The organism is Enterobacter sp. T1-1 (assembly GCF_000710795.1).
GTDB lineage: Bacteria > Pseudomonadota > Gammaproteobacteria > Enterobacterales > Enterobacteriaceae > Enterobacter > Enterobacter cloacae.
In genome coordinates, this window is record NZ_JALW01000004.1 from 101,231 (window position 1) to 113,986 (window position 12,756).

Genomic DNA, 12,756 nt, shown 5'->3' on the forward strand with positions numbered 1-12,756 from the left:
AATTAGTGAGCGCTGTGTTTGTAGTGAAACACCGGCAGGCCGAGCTTCAGTCGCAACGCCAGCATGCGGGCCGTAAAGCCGAACAGCAGCGTGGAGATGACCACCACATCATGGTTCGAAACATAATGCTGCAGGGCAATATAGAGCACCGCTGCGGCGAAGGAGATGCCGGCATACAGCTCTTTTTGAAAGACCAGAGGAATACGTTTGCAGAACATATCGCGCAGCACGCCTCCAAACACCCCGGTCACCACGGCGGCAATGGTGGCGATAACTGGCCCTTCACCCATATCGAGCGCGATTTGTGCGCCAATGATAGAAAAGACAATCAGCCCGAGCGCATCAAGCACCAGAAACAGGCGACGCAGATGGGTCATAACGGGCGCGACAATGGTGGTTACTACGGCGGCGGTCGCCACAATAATCACGTACTCGGGGTTTTTCACCCAGCCCAGCGGGTAATGGCCCAGCAGAATATCGCGCACGGAACCTCCGCCCAGCGCGGTCGCTGTGGCAATAATGATTACGCCGAAGGTATCCATTCGGCGACGACCGGCTGCAAGCGCGCCAGTCATGGCTTCTGCAGTGATGCCAATGAGATAAAGAGTGTGAAGCAGCATATAACCTCCGGTGTGAAGCCGGGAAGGTTAACGTTTTGTGCGCACGATCACGATTGAGATTTTCTAAAGTGAGCGGGTTTGCCCTATAAAATTTTATCAACCCATAGCGGAGAAGGTTGATTGGTGGCGGCAAAGCGAGAAAAGACGGGTTAAAATGGATTAGAAATAATAATGGGTGACGTCGGTCGACGCCACCCGAATGGTATTACTCGATATTCTGGATCTGCTCGCGCATCTGCTCAATCAGTACCTTGAGCTCAATGGCGGAATTCGTCACGTCGGCATTGATTGATTTAGACGCCAGGGTATTCGACTCGCGGTTGAATTCCTGCATCATAAAGTCGAGACGACGACCAACGGCTTCTTTCTTCTTCAGAATGTTGTAGGTCTCTTTAACGTGTGCTTCCAGACGGTCCAGCTCTTCGGCAACGTCAACGCGCTGCGCCATCAGCACCAGCTCTTGTTCCAGACGGTTATTTTCCAGCTGAACTTCCGCTTCTTCCAGTTTGGCAACCAGACGCTCGCGCTGCCACTGCAGCACTTCCGGCATATGGGTACGTACTTTTGCCACTTCGGCGCTGACGCCTTCAAGGCGCTGTTCAATCATCGCTTTCAGCGCCTGGCCTTCGGTTTCGCGAGCAACGATAAAGTCATCCAGCGTGCTGTCGAGGGCGGCAAGGATTTCAGCGGCAATTGCATCCAGATCCTGTTCACCGGCTGCCATGACGCCAGGCCAGCGCAGAATATCAACCGGATTAATTTCGCCTTCGTCGCTTTGCATTTTGACCCAGTTCGCCGCATTGACGAGCTGTTTTGCCAGTTTTTCGTTGAGGATCAGTTCGCCCTGCGCGCTGGCATCCGGCTCAAAACGCAGGTTACATTCCACTTTGCCGCGCGTCAGACGCGTACGGATACGCTCACGCACCACAGGCTCAAGGCTGCGGAACTGCTCCGGCATACGGAAATAGGTTTCCAGATAGCGCTGGTTTACCGAACGCATTTCCCAGGTAGCGCTACCCCAGCTACCCTTGATTTCACGCCGGGCGTAGGCGGTCATACTGCGGATCATAGATATTCCCGTTTTTAAAGGAGAGATGGGGGGATTATAGCTTTCAGGGGCTTCTCAGGATAGGAATAAGCGTCCTTTATCCGTATAATGCGCAGCCACATTCGTTTCAAGCCGGAGAATTCATCATGCGTCCAGCAGGTCGTAGCGCCAATCAGGTGCGTCCCGTCACCCTGACCCGTAACTATACAAAACACGCTGAAGGCTCCGTTCTGGTTGAGTTTGGTGACACCAAAGTGCTGTGCACGGCTTCCATTGAAGAAGGCGTTCCGCGCTTCCTGAAAGGTCAGGGCCAGGGCTGGATCACGGCTGAATACGGCATGCTGCCGCGTGCAACGCATACCCGTAATGCCCGTGAAGCGGCAAAGGGTAAGCAGGGCGGCCGTACCATGGAAATTCAGCGCCTCATCGCGCGTGCGCTGCGCGCCGCTGTTGATCTGAAAACGCTGGGCGAATTCACCATTACCCTGGACTGCGACGTCATTCAGGCTGACGGTGGCACGCGTACTGCATCAATTACCGGCGCCTGTGTAGCGCTGGCTGATGCCCTGAATAAACTGGTTGCGGCCGGTAAGCTGAAAACAAACCCAATGAAAGGGATGGTTGCCGCGGTGTCCGTTGGTATCGTTAACGGTGAAGCGCTTTGCGATCTGGAATACGTAGAAGACTCCGCCGCCGAAACTGACATGAACGTGGTGATGACCGAAGACGGACGTATCATTGAGGTGCAGGGCACCGCAGAAGGCGAACCGTTTACCCACGAAGAACTTCTCACCTTGCTGGCTCTGGCCCGAGGGGGAATTGAATCTATTGTAACGACGCAGAAAGCGGCGTTAGAAAATTGATTTTAAAGGCGACCAATGAGTCGCCTTTTTTTTGCCTGTAAGACAGAAAAGACAAAGGAGCGAATCCATGAAACCGTATCAGCGCCAGTTTATTGAGTTTGCGCTTAACAAGCAGGTCCTCAAGTTTGGCGAGTTTACGCTGAAATCCGGGCGCAAGAGCCCCTATTTCTTCAATGCCGGGCTGTTCAATACCGGGCGCGATCTGGCGCTGTTAGGCCGTTTCTATGCCGAAGCGCTGGTGGATTCAGGGATTGATTTCGACCTGCTGTTTGGCCCGGCCTATAAAGGCATTCCGATTGCGACCACCACCGCGGTTGCGCTGGCAGAACACCATGACCGCGACGTGCCGTACTGCTTTAACCGTAAAGAGGCCAAAACCCACGGTGAAGGCGGCAACCTGGTCGGCAGCCCACTGCAGGGGCGCGTGATGCTGGTGGACGACGTCATCACCGCGGGTACCGCCATTCGCGAATCCATGGAGATTATCCAGGCCAACGGCGCGACGCTGGCTGGCGTGTTGATTTCTCTGGACCGCCAGGAACGGGGTCGTGGTGAAATCTCGGCCATTCAGGAAGTTGAACGTGATTACAGCTGCAAAGTGACGTCAATCATCAACCTGAAAGACCTGATTGCGTATCTGGAAGAGAAGCCAGAGATGGCGGATCATCTGGCTGCGGTGCGGGCATATCGCGAAGAGTTCGGCGTGTAACGGAATCGCCCGGTGGCGCGTCGCTTGCCGGGCCTGCGCAATTCGTAGGCCGGATAAGGCGAAGCCGCCATCCGGCAACGACGTTACTGCAACTGCGCCGCCACTAACGGCCAACGGGCGTCGAAATCGTCCGTTGGGCTGTATTTGAACTCACTGCGTACAAAACGGGAGAGCATGCCTTCGCAAAACGCCAGGATCTGGCTTGCCAGCAGCGTTTCATCCGTGCTGTAACCTTCGCCTTCACGCATTTTCTTTTCACGCAGTACCTGGCGCAGCTGCGCTTCAATACGTTCGAAAAGCTGGTTGATGCGACCCTGCAGTCTGTCCTGCTCAAACATCAGCGCATGGCCAGTCAGAATACGGGTCAGGCCCGGGTTACGTTCTCCAAATCCCAGAATCAATTGCACAATCAGACGCAGACGCGCAGTGGTGTCTTTTTCGTCTTTCAGAATCAGGTTGATGCGCGTGATCAGACTGTCTTCGATAAACTCGATCAGGCTGTCGAACATCCGGGTTTTGCTCGGGAAATGACGGTACAGCGCCGCTTCAGACACGCCTACAGAGGCGGCCAGTTTTGCGGTGGTGATGCGTTGACTGCCATCGCTGGATTCAAGCATCAGAGCCAGAGATTGAAGTATTTCTTCGCGACGGTTCCTTTTCGCGGTTTGTTTTTCTGCCATGTTGCAAAATACCCCTGAAAATAAGCACTTGTCAGGCTGGCATCCACACAGCGACCGCAAACTGGCGTTTGCGGTTTGTTATGACATTATGGCGCTGTGAGATGCGTGTCTGTCGGGCGGTTATTTGCGCCCGGAATGGCCGAAGCCGCCTTCGCCACGGTCGGTGGCATCAAAGTCTGCCACCAGGTTAAATTCTGCCTGCACCACAGGTACAAAGACCATCTGCGCGATACGCTCGCCCGGTTCAATGGTGAAGCTGTCCTGACCTCGGTTCCAGACGGAGACCATCAGCTGGCCCTGGTAGTCAGAGTCGATCAGGCCGACCAGGTTACCCAGCACGACACCATGCTTATGACCCAGGCCTGAACGTGGCAGGATCACCGCCGCCAGTGAAGGGTCAGCAATGTGAATCGCCAGGCCCGTTGGGATCAGGGTGGTCGCACCCGGAGCCAGTTCTACGGCGTCATCGAGACAGGCGCGCAGGTCAAGACCGGCAGAGCCGGAGGTGGCATAGGTTGGCAGCGGGAATTGCTCGCCAACACGCGGGTCCAGAATCTTAACGTCGATTTTTTTCATCATAACGGGTAACGATCTCGTCCAGTAATTGTTGGCCCAGGAGTTCCTTGCGCTCAAGCGGTAAGATTTTATCTCCATCCTGCCAGAAAAGGTGCAGTGCGTTGCTGTCGCTGTTAAATCCTTGCGTGGCCAGCGATACGTCATTCGCGCAAATCAAATCGAGGTTTTTGCGGGTACGTTTTTGCCGGGCATATTCTTCCACATTATTTGTTTCTGCGGCAAACCCAACAACGTAAGGACGATGGGTTTTCAGCGCGGCGACGCCAGCAACGATATCCGGGTTTTTCACCATTTTTAGTGTTAATTCATCGCCTTGCTTTTTGATTTTGGCATCGGAAATGGTCTCTGCTCGGTAGTCCGCGACGGCAGCACAACCGATAAAAATCTGCTGGTTTTGCGCATGGGCCTGTACCGCGGCCTCCATTTCCAGCGCGGTGGTGACGTCAATACGCTGCACAAAAGGCGGCGTAGGTAACGAGACCGGGCCACTGACCAGCGTGACGTTCGCGCCGCGTTTCGCCGCTGCGGCCGCAATCGCAAAGCCCATTTTACCGGAGCTGTGGTTGGTAATGTAACGTACCGGATCCAGCGGCTCGCGCGTTGGGCCGGCTGTAATCATGATGTTGAGATGTTGCAGGTCGTTGACAGGCGAAAAATGGGCCGCGGCCATATCGACAATAGTCAATGGATCAAGCATACGGCCTGGGCCGACATCGCCACAGGCCTGGCTCCCGCTGTCCGGCCCCCAGATCAGCAGGCCGCGCGAGGCCAGCGTCTGTAGATTATGCTGGGTCGCGGCATTGCGATACATCTGCTGATTCATGGCCGGCACGACGGCAACAGGAGCGGGCGTGGCCAGACAAATGGTCGAAACCAGATCGTTCGCCATCCCGGCGGCAACGCGGGCAATTAAATCGGCCGTGGCGGGGGCAAGGATAACCAGGTCTGCCCATTTCCCAAGCTCAATATGGCCCATCGCGGCTTCTGCGGCAGGGTCAAGCAGGCTGTCAGATACCGGGTATCCTGAAACGGCCTGCAGGCTCAGAGGAGTGATAAAGGCTTTTCCGCCTTCGGTTATCGCGACCCGTACGTCGGCCCCGCGCTCGCGCAGACGGCGCACCAGTTCCGGCGTTTTATAGGCTGCAATGCCGCCGCTAACGCCAAGAACGATTTTTTTACCGGCCAGGCTCATCATGATTCTTTCCTGTTGGGTTTCACCAGAGAGCGGGCATTTTATCACAATCCCAAAAACGGGGTGATCTTGTCCTTCGGTCACTTTGCGAGGCGTTACGCAAGAACGAGACGCGAGAGTCAGGTACCTGAGTAGCCTATGGCAAGATGGGCAAAAAACAGGGAGAAAAAGCATGGAAGACGAGGATGAACTGCTCTTACCGCGCGAAAAATTGCTGCGCTATGGCGTCACTTTGCTAAAAGATGAGGAACTGCTGGCGCTTTTTTTGCGCACCGGTACGCCGGGCAAAACGGTCTTTACGCTGGCAAAAGATCTGATAGGCCATTTTGGCTCACTCTACGGTTTGATGACGGCGGAACTGGCGGAGTTTGCGCATGTGGAGGGTATCGGTGTGGCGAAATATGCCCAGCTCAAGGGGATTGCCGAACTGGCCCGCCGTTTTCAGTGTGTTCGTATGCAGGAGGAGGACCCGATACTGACTCCTGCGATGACGCGCGAGTTTCTGCAAAGTCAGTTAACCGATATTGAACGCGAGATCTTTATGGTGATCTTTCTCGACAACCGGAACCGGGTGCTCAAGCATAGCCACCTTTTCTCGGGCACGCTAAGCCATGTAGAGGTTCATCCGCGTGAAATTGTGCGCGAAGCAATAAAATTGAATGCAGCCGGCGTGATACTCGCGCATAATCACCCTTCTGGCTGTGCAGAACCAAGCAGAGCTGACAAAGAGATCACCGACCGCATTGTCAAATGCTGTCAATTCATGGACATTCGTGTGCTGGACCATCTGATAATTGGCCGCGGAGAGTACCTTTCTTTTGCAGAACATGGCTGGATTTAGGCTATTTCTCGCGATCCATCGGGATCTTTGTCTGTTCGGGACTTGAGCACACCGCCGAGTCAGCGTATACTACGCCACCTTTGAGAATCTCGGGTTTGGCATTTGGGCCTGGCAATCGAGAGTTCAATAGAACTATGCGATGACCGGGCTGTAAAGCCTGACGAGGCGCCGATACCCCATACGAAGCTCGAGCTAATTTGATTTTTGGAGAATAGACATGTCCCGAGTCTGCCAAGTTACTGGCAAGCGTCCGGTGACCGGTAACAACCGTTCCCACGCACTGAACGCGACTAAACGCCGTTTCCTGCCGAACCTGCACTCTCACCGTTTCTGGGTTGAGAGCGAGAAGCGTTTTGTCACCCTGCGCGTATCTGCTAAAGGTATGCGTGTAATTGATAAGAAAGGCATCGATACAGTTCTGTCCGAACTGCGTGCCCGTGGCGAAAAGTACTAAGTACTTAAAGAGGAAATAAATCATGGCTAAAGGTATTCGCGAGAAAATCAAGCTGGTTTCTTCTGCTGGTACAGGTCACTTCTACACCACCACGAAGAACAAACGTACTAAGCCGGAAAAACTGGAACTGAAAAAATTCGATCCAGTTGTACGCCAGCACGTAATGTACAAAGAAGCTAAAATCAAATAATTTTAGCCGCCTTGTATTGAAAAACCCCGCAACTGCGGGGTTTTTTGCATTCTGCATCTTACTACGGAGGAATCATGCCTGAATTACCTGAGGTGGAGACCAGCCGCCGCGGTATTGAGCCGCATCTGGTCGGCGCGACTATTCTTCATGCTACCGTGCGTAACGGTCGCCTCCGTTGGCCGGTTTCTGATGAGATCCATGCGTTAAGCGATAAACCGATCCTCAGCGTCCAGCGCCGCGCGAAATATCTGCTCCTGGAGCTGCCCGATGGCTGGATCATCATTCATCTTGGCATGTCCGGCAGCCTGCGGATCCTCACTGAAGAGCTGCCTGCGGAAAAGCATGACCATGTCGATCTGGTGATGAGTAACGGCAAAGTGTTGCGTTATACCGATCCCCGCCGCTTTGGCGCATGGTTGTGGACCAAAGAACTGGAAGGACATAGCGTACTGGCACATCTGGGGCCAGAGCCGCTTTCAGAAGCGTTTAACGCGGAATACCTGAAAGCGAAGTGTGCGAAAAAGAAAACCCCGATTAAACCCTGGCTGATGGATAACAAACTGGTGGTCGGCGTGGGGAATATCTATGCCAGCGAATCGCTGTTTGCAGCCGGGATCCATCCCGATCGGCTGGCCTCTTCGCTGTCGGCGCAGGAGTGTGAGCTGCTGGTGCGGGTGATTAAAGCGGTGCTGCTTCGCTCAATTGAGCAGGGGGGAACGACGCTGAAGGACTTCCTGCAAAGCGATGGTAAGCCAGGCTATTTTGCTCAGGAGCTGCAGGTGTATGGCCGCAAAGGCGAGCCGTGCAGGGTGTGTGGAACGCCGATCATCGCAACAAAGCATGCCCAGCGCGCCACATTCTATTGCCGTCAGTGCCAGAAATAACGCTACTTTAGCTTGTCCATCAACGCCTGGTGGACGTTAACCGGCAGGAAATGGGTAACGTCCCCGTGATGACGCGCCACCTCTTTCACCAGCGTGGAAGAGATAAACGACCACTCCTTGGATGGCATCAGAAATACGCTTTCCAGCTCCGGCATCAAATGACGATTCATGTGCGCCAGCTGCATCTCATACTCGAAGTCTGCCACCGCGCGTAAGCCACGGATCAGAATCGTCGCCTGCTGAGCGCGGGCAAAGTTAGCCATCAGATCGCTGAAGCCCACCACCTCAACGTTCGGCAGGTGCGCAATGGCCTCGGTGGCAAGCGCAACACGCTCGTTCAGGTCAAACATCGGTTTTTTACTGGGGCTGGCAGCAATCGCCAGAATCACCTTGTCGAACATGCACGCCGCACGGGTGATGATATCAAGATGACCATTGGTGATCGGATCAAAGGTACCTGGATAAATCGCTTTTGTGCTCATGGCTCACGTTTTCTCTGAGTAGCCGCGGCTGAGCGCCCACAGCTCGGTGTATTTGTTGAAAGTATACTGGGCATTTACCACGGCCAGTAACCAGCCCTGTTTACCGTCCAGCACGCCGCCACGCAGCAGCAGCGTTTTCAGAAACGCCCCCAGCGTATGGGTGAAGATACCTGTCAGCGTGGCCTTCTTGCCGCGCTGATGGCGCTCCTGTGCCCAGGCGGTGGCATAGTTGAGCTGTTTACGCTGGAAGCTGGCGAAATCCCGGCAGGTCAGGTGCAAAAGATCGCCCGTCAGAGGGACGACTGGCGCACTGTCGCAGGCCAGGGATTCATGGACCAGATTATCATTGTACTGATACCGCTCGCGCTCGTAGAGGCGCGTGACCCGGTCGGGGTACCAGCCGCTGTGACGCATAAAACGGCCAAGGAAATAGTTACGACGCGCAATGCTGTAGACCGTGCCCGGCGTTGGTGTGGCAAGCACCGCCTGAATAGCCTGACGCAGCTCCGGCGTGATGCGCTCGTCTGTGTCGAGCATCAGTACATAATCACCGGTGGCATATCCCTGCGCGCGTTGGCGCTGGATGCCATAACCTTGCCAGTCGGTGTTGGTATAGACTTTTGCACCCGCTGCGCGGGCAACGTCCGCCGTGTTGTCTTCACTGCCGGAGTCGAGCAGGATAATTTCGTCAGCCCAGGCAACGGAGGCCAGGCAATCCGGAAGCAGGTCGGCAGCGTTTTTGGCGATCAGAACGACCGACAGGCGCGTTGACATTAGTGGCTCCGCTGCGGCAGATAAGGTTGCAGAAGCTGCAGCAGACGGGTGAGGGCACCCTGGTTCTGATGCAGCACTTCGACGGCATGACGACCGTACCACAGGCGGTAATCTTCGTCGGTCAGCAGAGTCGAGACCTCTTTGACCACTGAATCCGCATCGGTCACGGTAATTAGCCCTTCCGCTTGCTGCAATTTCGCACAGATATCTTTGAAGTTGAAGGTATGTGGACCCATCAGCACGGGAATGGCATGGGCCGCTGGCTCCAGCGGGTTATGGCCACCACGCTCCACCAGGCTGCCGCCAACAAAGGCCAGATCAGCGATGCCATACAGCAGCATCAGCTCGCCCATGGTATCGCCAATAACCACCTGCGTGCTGGTGGAGGGGATCTCACCGCTGCTGCGCAGGGTGAAGCTGAAGCCGCCTTTTTGCACCATTTCACGGGCGTCTTTAAAACGCTCGGGATGGCGAGGCACCAGAATCAGCAGCAAATCGGGGAATTTCTCCAGCAGCTTACGGTGTGCCTGCAGGATAATTGCCTCTTCGCCATCATGGGTGCTGGTCGCAATCCAGACCTGGCGACGCGGTGCCCACTGGCGGCGCAGCGTGATAGCACGGGCCGCAAGTTCAGGCGTGACGGAGATATCGAATTTCAGGCTGCCTGTCACCGCCAGCTGGTTGCGTTTCAGGCCAAGCGAGATAAAGCGCGCTGCGTCTTCTTCGTTTTGCGCAGCAATCAGTGTGATCTTGCTGAGCAGGCGGCGCATAAATTTCCCCAGTTTGCCGTAGCCTTTCGCCGACCGCTCAGACAGACGCGCGTTCGCGATCACCAGTGGAATCTTACGGGCATGCAGAGCGGAAATCATATTCGGCCACAGCTCGGTTTCCATCACGATCACCAGTTTAGGGCGAACGGTTTCCAGAAAACGGTTCATGGCGCAGGGAAGGTCGTAAGGCAGATAGACGTGATGCACGTCTTTACCGAAGGCGGACATCACGCGCTCAGAGCCGGTCGGGGTCATGGTCGTGACGGTGATCGGCAGCGACGGATAACGGTGACGCAGGGCGCGAACCAGCGGGATCGCTGCCAGCGTTTCGCCAACAGAAACGGAATGCAGCAGAATACCGTCCGGGGCAACTTTATTGCGACAGAAGCCATAGCGTTCAGCCCAGCGTTTTCGGTACGCAGGCGCTTTACGGCTACGAAGCAGCAGTCTCAGCCACACCAGTGGCTGAATGATATAGAGCAGGGCGGTATACAACAATTCCAAGCGATTATCCGTCTTTTTAGTTTCGGCGGGCAAATTCTAAGCATTTGGGCCAGGTAAAGCTATCTCTTATGCCACATAGCGCTTCAAACGGAAGTAACGACGGCCCAGTCGCCAGCGCAGTCGGGGACTTTTTGCATTTTTCCAGATGAGTTTCCAGATCCCTTTATCGAAAAACTCTTTGATAATAAATGCCTTTTTCTGCTCATCTTTCATGTTGTCGAAAGTATGAATGATGCCCAGCCCTTCTTTGGCAATTTGCCAGTGGCAAGCAGGGATCCCTTTCACTTTATCGGGGTAGCGCTGATTAATGGCATCGAGCATCTGCAGGATTTTCATGTAGTGACGCGCCGAGCGAATGAGCGTGTCGTCATTGTCCGGCATATGAGACACCGACGCAGAGTGAATGTAGTAGTCGTAGTAACGTTCACTGGTGTACTGCACCCGCTCCGCCGCCAGCAGTACTTCTGTGGTCCACGGAATATCCTGATGGCGCAACCCCGGTTCAAAGTGAAAACCGTGCTCGCGAATAAAGTCATGACGATAGATGTTCAGCCAGGTCACGTGCAGGAACTTACGGGAGTCGAGCGCCATTTTGAGCCATGCAGGGCCGGACATGACGCCCGTTGATGCCAGTTTGTCTTCAGGGAAAATAGGGCGTGAAGGCTTCTTATTATTTTCCCAGACGTAGTTGCCGTTACAGGTAGCGACATCAAGACGTTGCGTAACAGCCATATCAAGCAGGTGCTGATACATGCCGGGTTTAAAGACATCATCAATATCAGGGAAAGAGAGATATTGGCCCGTCGCGACGGCCAGACCGGTATTACGCGCGATGGATACACCCTGATTTTGCTGCTCAATAACCTGCATCTGCGGCAGCTTTTCGCGCCAGTTTTCGACGATCTGCATCGAACGGTCTGTGGAGCCGTCATTGACGATGATGACTTCCATGCTGTCGATGCGTTGATCCACAAGGCAGGTAAAGAACTGATCCAGGAACGCTTCACCGTTATAAACGGCTACCACTACGCTTAATAATGGCGCTGAATTTTGCATAAGAAACCTGATTATTTTTGATTGTCGACCAAAGCAATATATTGCTGGCAAATGGCCTTGATACCGAACGATGCAATGGTTGCGCGATCAACGACCGGTGGAGAGGTATAAATATCCGCCAGCGTTTTTGCCAGAGACTCGTCATTCATCTCTGCCAGACCGCGGGATAAGTCTCCCTTGAGGATTTCGGCGGGGCCACCTGGACAATGTGTACTGACGGGTGGCGTCTGGCAGATAATGGATTCAACCAGCACATTACCAAAACCTTCGCAGTCAGAACTTAACACTAAAAGGCGTGCCCCTTTAATCCAGGGATAAGGATTAGGTTCGAACGGACGGAAAACCGTTTTGTCTTCAATGCCCAGTTCGCGGGCAAGCTGCTTAAGCTTTTGAATTTTAGCCTCAGAGCCATTGCCCATCATAACCAGCGTGGTATTGAGCTGACTCAGCGCGAACGCCCGTAGCAGGCGATCGTGGCGCTTGTGCTCATGGAAGCGGCCGACGTGAATGATGTAATCCTTTCCCTGCATCTCAAAGGGGGCGTCCGCCAGACGCTGGATTTCAGGAATATCAAAAGGATTATGGATTACCGCTGTGCGTCGGAGATTCAGGGCCAGCGTTTCTGAAAGATCTTTCAACACGGCGCCTGAGACGGCGACCACGTTGCGGTTTTCGTAGGTATGGCGAATTTTAGTGTGTTTAAACCAGCGTGAAAGCCCACGGCGATGACGAAGGTAGGAGAATGAGAACATGCCATGCACGCAGAACCAGACTTTATCGCGCTCCAGGGCGCGGCAGTGCGCCACGATGCGGTCAGTTTTGTGCAGATGCGAGAACACCACATCAAATTTGCCGCTGCGCTCCGCCCGCTCGATAGCCTGATCCAGCAGCCTGGCGCGGCGTGGGATCTCCGTCAGCTTCCGCCACGGTTTTTTGCAGGTATCCTGAACGACCTGATAATCGATGCCTTCCGGAATGGCGTAGTCGCACACTTTCCGCAGCGAGAAGAGAGAGACTTGATGCCCCATCTCTGTTAATCCGCTGGAGAGTGTAAGAACCGTTTTTTCAGCTCCTCCACCGGGTAAACCATCAATAATCATTAGGATGCGCATT

Annotated in this window: 16 protein-coding genes; 6 read left to right on the forward strand and 10 right to left on the reverse strand. The window is 54.5% G+C overall.

The window, feature by feature from the left end; all coding sequences use genetic code 11:
- Positions 1-2 precede the first annotated feature (2 nt).
- Complete coding sequence (locus AK59_RS0101915) at positions 3-620, reverse strand: trimeric intracellular cation channel family protein (protein WP_013094886.1); 618 nt, start codon at positions 618-620, stop codon at positions 3-5.
- A gap of 205 nt (positions 621-825) precedes the next feature.
- Positions 826-1,689: a YicC/YloC family endoribonuclease gene (locus AK59_RS0101920; protein WP_013094887.1), complete on the reverse strand. Its 864-nt coding sequence runs from the start codon at positions 1,687-1,689 to the stop codon at positions 826-828.
- A gap of 125 nt (positions 1,690-1,814) precedes the next feature.
- Between AK59_RS0101920 and rph the strand changes: the two genes are divergently transcribed.
- Together rph and pyrE are read left to right on the forward strand one after the other, a co-directional pair.
- On the forward strand, positions 1,815-2,531 hold the full coding sequence (rph, locus tag AK59_RS0101925) for a ribonuclease PH (protein ID WP_013094888.1): 717 nt from the start codon (positions 1,815-1,817) through the stop codon (positions 2,529-2,531).
- A 67-nt stretch (positions 2,532-2,598) separates the two neighbouring features.
- Positions 2,599-3,240 carry an orotate phosphoribosyltransferase gene (pyrE, locus tag AK59_RS0101930; protein WP_013094889.1) on the forward strand — a complete coding sequence of 214 codons (642 nt, stop codon included), beginning with the start codon at positions 2,599-2,601 and terminating at the stop codon, positions 3,238-3,240.
- 83 nt (positions 3,241-3,323) lie between these two features.
- On the opposite strand, the gene slmA is transcribed toward pyrE, so the two are convergent.
- The 3 genes from slmA to coaBC form a co-directional block, all read right to left on the reverse strand.
- Positions 3,324-3,920 (reverse strand): nucleoid occlusion factor SlmA, encoded by a 597-nt coding sequence (gene slmA, locus AK59_RS0101935; protein ID WP_013094890.1) that lies wholly within the window; start codon positions 3,918-3,920, stop codon positions 3,324-3,326.
- A gap of 120 nt (positions 3,921-4,040) precedes the next feature.
- A complete protein-coding gene (dut, locus tag AK59_RS0101940) occupies positions 4,041-4,499 on the reverse strand; it encodes a dUTP diphosphatase (protein ID WP_015570042.1) in 459 nt (152 codons plus the stop codon).
- On the reverse strand, positions 4,477-5,688 hold the full coding sequence (gene coaBC / locus AK59_RS0101945; protein WP_029881894.1) for a bifunctional phosphopantothenoylcysteine decarboxylase/phosphopantothenate--cysteine ligase CoaBC: 1,212 nt from the start codon (positions 5,686-5,688) through the stop codon (positions 4,477-4,479). The genes dut and coaBC overlap by 23 nt, the downstream gene beginning before the upstream one ends.
- 172 nt (positions 5,689-5,860) lie before the next feature.
- Here coaBC and radC point away from each other — a divergent pair, with 172 nt between their 5' ends.
- The 4 genes from radC (at position 5,861) to mutM (ending at position 8,057) form a co-directional block, all read left to right on the forward strand.
- Complete coding sequence (gene radC / locus AK59_RS0101950; RefSeq protein ID WP_013094892.1) at positions 5,861-6,529, forward strand: RadC family protein; 669 nt, start codon at positions 5,861-5,863, stop codon at positions 6,527-6,529.
- A gap of 217 nt (positions 6,530-6,746) precedes the next feature.
- A complete protein-coding gene (gene rpmB / locus AK59_RS0101955; RefSeq protein ID WP_002436699.1) occupies positions 6,747-6,983 on the forward strand; it encodes a 50S ribosomal protein L28 in 237 nt (78 codons plus the stop codon).
- Positions 6,984-7,005: 22 nt separating this feature from the next.
- Complete coding sequence (gene rpmG / locus AK59_RS0101960; RefSeq protein ID WP_013094893.1) at positions 7,006-7,173, forward strand: 50S ribosomal protein L33; 168 nt, start codon at positions 7,006-7,008, stop codon at positions 7,171-7,173.
- Positions 7,174-7,247: 74 nt separating this feature from the next.
- A complete protein-coding gene (gene mutM, locus AK59_RS0101965; protein WP_013094894.1) occupies positions 7,248-8,057 on the forward strand; it encodes a bifunctional DNA-formamidopyrimidine glycosylase/DNA-(apurinic or apyrimidinic site) lyase in 810 nt (269 codons plus the stop codon).
- Positions 8,058-8,059: 2 nt separating this feature from the next.
- Here the strand turns inward: mutM and coaD are convergent, their stop codons facing one another.
- From coaD to AK59_RS0101990, 5 genes are all read right to left on the reverse strand, one after another.
- A complete protein-coding gene (gene coaD / locus AK59_RS0101970; RefSeq protein ID WP_013094895.1) occupies positions 8,060-8,539 on the reverse strand; it encodes a pantetheine-phosphate adenylyltransferase in 480 nt (159 codons plus the stop codon).
- A 3-nt stretch (positions 8,540-8,542) separates the two neighbouring features.
- The gene (locus AK59_RS0101975; RefSeq protein ID WP_029881895.1) at positions 8,543-9,313 is read right to left on the reverse strand and encodes a glycosyltransferase family 2 protein; all 771 of its coding nucleotides are present in this window, start codon (positions 9,311-9,313) and stop codon (positions 8,543-8,545) included.
- Positions 9,313-10,587, reverse strand: coding sequence for a lipid IV(A) 3-deoxy-D-manno-octulosonic acid transferase (gene waaA, locus AK59_RS0101980; protein WP_013094897.1), 1,275 nt, complete (start codon positions 10,585-10,587; stop codon positions 9,313-9,315). The genes AK59_RS0101975 and waaA overlap by 1 nt, the downstream gene beginning before the upstream one ends.
- A gap of 66 nt (positions 10,588-10,653) precedes the next feature.
- Positions 10,654-11,643 carry a glycosyltransferase gene (locus AK59_RS0101985; protein WP_013094898.1) on the reverse strand — a complete coding sequence of 330 codons (990 nt, stop codon included), beginning with the start codon at positions 11,641-11,643 and terminating at the stop codon, positions 10,654-10,656.
- An 11-nt stretch (positions 11,644-11,654) separates the two neighbouring features.
- Entirely contained in the window at positions 11,655-12,755 is a 1,101-nt protein-coding gene (locus AK59_RS0101990) for a glycosyltransferase (RefSeq protein WP_029881896.1), read from the reverse strand.
- Between the last annotated feature and the right edge of the window lies 1 nt (position 12,756).

Bases quoted from the DNA above. Each gene is read 5' to 3' on its own strand.
- AK59_RS0101975 (WP_029881895.1), bottom strand. From the start codon at position 9,313: ATGTCAACGCGCCTGTCGGTCGTTCTGATCGCCAAAAACGCTGCCGAC.
- AK59_RS0101990 (WP_029881896.1), bottom strand. From the start codon at position 12,755: ATGCGCATCCTAATGATTATTGATGGTTTACCCGGTGGAGGAGCTGAA.
- AK59_RS0101920 (WP_013094887.1), bottom strand. From the start codon at position 1,689: ATGATCCGCAGTATGACCGCCTACGCCCGGCGTGAAATCAAGGGTAGC.
- rph (WP_013094888.1), top strand. From the start codon at position 1,815: ATGCGTCCAGCAGGTCGTAGCGCCAATCAGGTGCGTCCCGTCACCCTG.
- AK59_RS0101985 (WP_013094898.1), bottom strand. From the start codon at position 11,643: ATGCAAAATTCAGCGCCATTATTAAGCGTAGTGGTAGCCGTTTATAAC.
- rpmG (WP_013094893.1), top strand. From the start codon at position 7,006: ATGGCTAAAGGTATTCGCGAGAAAATCAAGCTGGTTTCTTCTGCTGGT.
- pyrE (WP_013094889.1), top strand. From the start codon at position 2,599: ATGAAACCGTATCAGCGCCAGTTTATTGAGTTTGCGCTTAACAAGCAG.
- AK59_RS0101915 (WP_013094886.1), bottom strand. From the start codon at position 620: ATGCTGCTTCACACTCTTTATCTCATTGGCATCACTGCAGAAGCCATG.
- mutM (WP_013094894.1), top strand. From the start codon at position 7,248: ATGCCTGAATTACCTGAGGTGGAGACCAGCCGCCGCGGTATTGAGCCG.
- rpmB (WP_002436699.1), top strand. From the start codon at position 6,747: ATGTCCCGAGTCTGCCAAGTTACTGGCAAGCGTCCGGTGACCGGTAAC.
- coaD (WP_013094895.1), bottom strand. From the start codon at position 8,539: ATGAGCACAAAAGCGATTTATCCAGGTACCTTTGATCCGATCACCAAT.
- coaBC (WP_029881894.1), bottom strand. From the start codon at position 5,688: ATGAGCCTGGCCGGTAAAAAAATCGTTCTTGGCGTTAGCGGCGGCATT.
- slmA (WP_013094890.1), bottom strand. From the start codon at position 3,920: ATGGCAGAAAAACAAACCGCGAAAAGGAACCGTCGCGAAGAAATACTT.
- radC (WP_013094892.1), top strand. From the start codon at position 5,861: ATGGAAGACGAGGATGAACTGCTCTTACCGCGCGAAAAATTGCTGCGC.
- dut (WP_015570042.1), bottom strand. From the start codon at position 4,499: ATGATGAAAAAAATCGACGTTAAGATTCTGGACCCGCGTGTTGGCGAG.